This window comes from Pseudoxanthomonas mexicana, from assembly GCF_010093385.1.
Taxonomy (GTDB): Bacteria; Pseudomonadota; Gammaproteobacteria; order Xanthomonadales; family Xanthomonadaceae; genus Pseudoxanthomonas_A; species Pseudoxanthomonas_A mexicana.
Window position 1 is genome coordinate 1 of sequence record NZ_PDWV01000099.1, and the last position, 4,519, is coordinate 4,519.

Here is a 4,519-nt window from a genome sequence, read left to right on the forward strand (position 1 = left end):
ACTACATCGAGATGTTCTACAACCCGATCCGCCGGCATGGTTCCGCTCGCGGACTGTCACCGGTAGAGTTTGAAAGGCGCTACGCGCAGAGCGGCGACTGAGTGTCTACAGAGCTCTGGCCGGTCCAAAAGTCACAGACGGGACCCATAAAACTCCCGACTATCAGCAAGACGGCGTTCGCTTCATTTCGATCAAGAACATTAAACCGTTCCAGCCGATCGACTGGAGTGCATATGAAAGATTTATCTCCGAAGACGAGCACCGGGAACTGATCAGGCGATGTAAGCCAGAGTACGGTGACATTCTTTTTCCTCGAATCGGAACCCTCGGATACGCCAAGCGCATAGATTTCCGTGAAGAAGTATCAATCTTCGTCGGACTGGGACTAGCCAAGCCGATTCGAGAATTGGTGCTGCCAGAGTATCTAGAGTATTGGCTGAATCACCCCGCGATCGACAAGTTATCCCGCGAGCGCGCCAACGGCTCAGGCCGACTGACACTTCCTCTTGAAGAATCAAAGAAGCTTCCGGTTCCGATGGCCCCGCTGGCCGAGCAGGCTCGGATCACTGAAAGATTGGATGAACTTCTTTCAGACCTAGACGCCGGCATTTCCGAGCTGAAGGCCGCGCAGCGCAAACTGGCGCAGTACCGCCAGTCGCTGCTGAAGGCGGCGGTGGACGGCACACTGACCGCCGACTGGCGTGCCGCCCAAGGCAAGCCGAAGGAAACCGGCGCGGAGCTTTTGCAACGTATCCTGAAAGAACGCCGCGCGCGGTGGGAGCAGAAGCAGCTTGCGAAGTTCGCTGAGCAAGGCAAATCGCCGCCGAAGGGCTGGCAGGCCAAGTACTTAGAACCTGCTGCGCCCGATTTCAGCAAGCTGCCTTCGCCACCCGATGGCTGGACATGGGCGACCGTAGAACAACTGGCGGAACTCGCAAGCGGACACACACCGAAGGATGCAGGCCTGTTCGCCGATCGGAATGGCGACGTTCCTTGGTTCAAAGTTGGCGACATGAACACGGCTGGAAATGAGGAGAAACTCCTTGTCTCATCCGTAAAGTTCACAAAAGAACATGCCAAAGAGCTTGGCCTTAAGGTTGTCCCCGCCGATACGATTGTGTTTCCCAAGCGAGGCGGTGCCATTGCAACCAACAAGAAGCGACGGCTTTCAGCCTCGGCGGCATACGACCTGAACATGATGGGTCTAGTCTCAGCTCCCAGCGCCGCAGATTGGCTTTGGGCATGGTTCCAGGGAGTCGACCTCGCAAAGCTCTCTGACGGCTCCAACATCCCGCAAATCAATAATCCTGACATCGCACCTCTAACTTTGCCCATCCCGCCCGCGAGCGAGCAAAAAGAGATATTGGAGCAACTTGCGCAGGCGCTTGATAACGCCTCAACGCAGGAAGAAGCGATAGCAAAGATGCTGCAGCAGAGCGCCGCCCAACGAAAAAACCTCCTCAAAGCCGCTTTCTCCGGCCAACTGGTCCCGCAAGACCCCAACGACGAGCCCACCAGCGTCCTGCTGGCCCGCATCCGCGCCGAACGCGAGTCCGGTGCCACCACGACGGCAAAGAAGCGTGGCCGCAAGGCCAAGGAGAAGATGTGAGCTACGCGCGCCCATGGATGAGCTTCGCGGACCAACTGGAGCAACTGAAGGCACGCGGCATGGAGGTAAGCGACGAGGCCGCCGCCTTACGCTACCTGGAGCGTGTTGGCTACTACCGGCTCAGCGCCTACTGGTACCCCTTTCGCATCTGGACCATGCAACAGGATGTCACCACCCGTGCCATTACCCACAAGCGCACGGATCAATTCGCAGAAGGCACCCGATTCCTCGATGCCGTCAACCTGTACCTGTTCGACAAACAACTTCGCCTGATGGTGCTGGATGCGCTGGAGCGCATCGAAGTCGCACTGCGCGTGGACATCGCCTATCTGCTTGGCGAACGCCACACCTTCGCTCACTTGGAGGCCAGCGAGTTGCATCCCGGCTTCGCGGGGAAGACCCAGCCCGACGGGCGAACCTCGCACCAAGTCTGGTGCGAACGCCATGAGCAATTGGTCACCCGCTCTCGCGAGGACTTCGTTCAGCATTACTTGGATACGTACGGACCGCGCATTCCTATCTGGGTAGCCGTAGAAGTCTGGGAATTCGGCGCCATGTCGCAGCTATTCGCCATGATGAAAGTGGCGGATCAGCAGCGCATCGCCAACAAGTACGGCGTCACGGACTGGAAGGTGTTCCAGTCTTGGCTCCGATCACTCAGTTACCTGCGCAACCTCGTCGCGCACCACAGCCGCCTTTGGAACCGCAACGTGGTGTCCCAGCCCAAACTGCCCAAGGCTGGCGAGATCAGTTGGTGCGATGCCTTTTCAGGCCGCGACGACCTGCTGACCAAGCCCTTCCTCTTGTTGGCGATCTGTCGCCACATGACGCAGGTGATTTGCCCCAATACGGCTTGGCACGTCCGTGTCCGCGATCACCTGCGCTCGTTCCCCGAGCAGCAGGTCGCTCGACCCAGATCGGTGGCGGATATGGGCACACCGCCGTCATGGGAGGATTGGTGGTAAATCGCGGGCAAAAAAGAACCCCCGCGTGCATCTTTCGATGTAGTGGCGGGGGCCGTGTTGGGGCGAATATTAGGCCCCGCTGCCGGCACGGTCAACCACCCGAAACTGAATGAACGGCGGGACAGGTTCCGCCGTGGAAACCGCACCCCACACAGCGGTGTCACCTTGCACGCCGCCCGGAGCAATAGATGAACAGCAGCACCCTCGTCCAGAAGATCTGGAACTTCTGCAACACGCTACGCGACGACGGCGTGGGCTATGGCGACTACCTGGAACAGTTGACCTCCCTCCTGTTCCTGAAGCTGGCGCACGAGTACTCACTGCCACCCCACTCGCGGGAACTGCCCATCCCTAAGAAGTACGGCTGGGCGACCCTGCGGACCAAGTCCGGTGCGGACCTCGAGACGCACTACCTCGACATCCTGCAAAAACTGGGCGAAAAGCCCGGCGTACTCGGCGCCATCTTCTTCAAGGCGCAGAACAAGATTCACGACCCGGCCAAGCTTTCCCGGCTGGTGCAGATGATCGACTCGGAGAACTGGCTCAGCCTGGAAACCGACGTCAAGGGGGACATGTACGAGGGCCTGCTGCAAAAGAACGCCGAGGACACCAAGAGCGGCGCCGGCCAGTACTTCACTCCGCGCGTGCTGATCCAGGCGATGGTCGAGTGCGTGCAACCTGAGCCCGGCAAGACCATCGCCGATCCGGCATGCGGCACGGGCGGCTTCTTCCTGGGCGCCTACGAGTGGCTGACGCGCGACGGCACGCACCTGGACAAGAGCCAGAAGCGGTTCCTGCGCTACAAGACCTTCTTCGGCAACGAGATCGTCGCCTCCACTCGCCGCCTGTGCCTGATGAATCTGTTCCTGCACAACGTCGGCGACCTGGACGGCGAGCCGACGGTAGACCGCTCCGATGCGCTACTGACGATGCCGAATAAGACATTCGACTACGTGCTGGCCAATCCGCCCTTCGGCAAGAAGAGCAGCATGACCATCACCAACGAGGAGGGCGAGGAAGATCGCGACGCGCTGACCTACGAGCGCCAGGACTTCTGGCAGACGACATCGAACAAGCAGCTCAACTTCCTGCAGCACATCGTCTCGATGCTCAACACCACGGGCCAGGCCGCGGTGGTGCTGCCCGACAACGTGCTGTTCGAGGGCGGCGCCGGTGAAAAGATCCGTCGCAAGCTATTGGAAACCTGTGACGTCCACACCCTGCTCCGTCTGCCCACAGGCATCTTCTACGCACAGGGCGTGAAGGCGAACGTGCTGTTCTTCGATGCCAAGCCGAAGGACGGCAAGGTGCACACCAAGGGTGTCTGGATCTACGACCTGCGCACCAACAAGCACTTCACCTTGAAGACCAAGCCGCTGCGTCACGAAGATCTGCAGGAGTTCGTGAAGGCGTATAACCCGACGAATCGCCACAAGCGGAAGGAATCGGAGCGGTTCAAGTACTTCAATTACAAGTCGCTGATCGCACGCGACAAAGCCAGCCTGGACATCTTCTGGCTGAAGGACGACAGCCTCGATGATCTGGATAACCTGCCGCCACCCGATGTGCTGGCACAGGAAATCATCGATCACCTGGAGGCTGCGCTGCTGTCGTTCCGCGAAGTAAGCGCTGCGCTTCCTCGATCGAAAGTGGATTGAGACCGCTCCTCAATCCCTCAACTTCAACGCCGGGTTCTCATCGATCGTCCCGTCCTCGTTGACCACCACGTAGCGGTTGCCTTCGCGGTTGAACAGCACGGGCACGGGGATCTTGAAGAGGGGGCGGCGGACGAACTTCAGGCGCCAGTGGAAGGTTTCCATGGTGTGGATGGTGGCCTGCTGCTCCGGCGTAAGGCCGGCCAACAGCGTGGCGTCGTCCGTCTTCGGCGCGCCCTTGCGGCGCTCGGGGGTACGGGGGGCGGTGCCCGGCGTGTCCGGGCCGGGCA

General features: G+C 59.9%; 4 protein-coding genes. 3 read left to right on the top strand and 1 reads right to left on the bottom strand.

Annotation, left to right across the window (positions count from 1 at the left end; genetic code table 11):
- Nucleotides 1-409: 409 nt before the first annotated feature.
- From CSC76_RS18645 to CSC76_RS18655, 3 genes are all read left to right on the top strand, one after another.
- A complete protein-coding gene (locus CSC76_RS18645; RefSeq protein ID WP_162111458.1) occupies nt 410-1,609 on the top strand; it encodes a restriction endonuclease subunit S in 1,200 nt (399 codons plus the stop codon).
- Nucleotides 1,606-2,574, top strand: a complete 969-nt coding sequence (locus CSC76_RS18650; RefSeq protein ID WP_202923575.1) for an Abi family protein — start codon at nt 1,606-1,608, stop codon at nt 2,572-2,574. Before CSC76_RS18645 ends, CSC76_RS18650 begins: the two co-directional genes overlap by 4 nt.
- 188 nt (nt 2,575-2,762) lie before the next feature.
- Nucleotides 2,763-4,232, top strand: coding sequence for a class I SAM-dependent DNA methyltransferase (locus CSC76_RS18655; RefSeq protein WP_162111459.1), 1,470 nt, complete (start codon nt 2,763-2,765; stop codon nt 4,230-4,232).
- Nucleotides 4,233-4,241: 9 nt separating this feature from the next.
- On the opposite strand, the gene CSC76_RS18660 is transcribed toward CSC76_RS18655, so the two are convergent.
- On the bottom strand, nt 4,242-4,519 hold a 278-nt coding region (locus tag CSC76_RS18660), incomplete at its 5' end, for a hypothetical protein (RefSeq protein WP_162111457.1).